Genomic DNA, 775 nt, shown 5'->3' on the forward strand with positions numbered 1-775 from the left:
AAACCTTCACCGTTACTCTTCGTCAAGGTACAGAGAAGATTACAGACCCAGCTAAGCTCAACAAGAAAGTATCACGTACAATCAAGTACGAATACGCAGATGGTCAAACAGCGGGTCGTCCAGCTCTGAAAGCTCCAGTGACTCAAGAAGCAGCCTTCACACGTACAGGTGAACGTAACCGTGTAACGAACGTTGAAACCTTCACTGCATGGACACCAGCTACGAAAGAATTGGCCCAAGAAGCTACACCAGTCGTAACTGGATTCGTGGCAGACAAGGCCAATGTCGCAGCGAAGACAGTCACTCCTGATGATAAGGATAGCGAAGAAACAGTTAAGTACAGCAAACTTGGTTCATACGTACCAAATGTACCAGACGGACTTCCAAAAGTACCAAACCTTCCATATCCAAACGATCCAACAGATCCAAGCAAACCAGGTACTGATCTTCCAGTGATTCCACATGTACCAGGAACTACACCAGTAGGCCCAGATGGCACAACACCATTGACACCGAAAGATCCGAGCGATCCAAGCAAGGGTTATAACCCACCACCAGTTCCAAGTGATCCAACGAAGGATACACCAATCAACTTCGTGAAGGATGGTCAAAAAGCGATTATCAGCTTCGTAGACCAAACTGACGGTAATAAGGAATTGACCAAGGTTGTCGAAAGCGGTAAGTCAGGTGAGCCAATCGGTACAACCAACTACGCAGCTCGTCTGAAAGAATTGACAGACAAGGGTTACGAAGTGGTGAACGATGAGTTCGCAGG

1 protein-coding gene is annotated in these 775 nt (G+C 47.1%); it reads left to right on the forward strand.

Translation table 11 applies throughout. From position 1 onward, the window contains the following. Nucleotides 1–775, forward strand: a 775-nt coding sequence (locus A0765_RS10490) for a mucin-binding protein (protein ID WP_442684630.1), incomplete at both ends; no start/stop codon positions are given.

This window comes from Streptococcus cristatus (assembly GCF_001588905.1).
In the GTDB taxonomy this organism is placed as follows: Bacteria; Bacillota; Bacilli; order Lactobacillales; family Streptococcaceae; genus Streptococcus; species Streptococcus cristatus_N.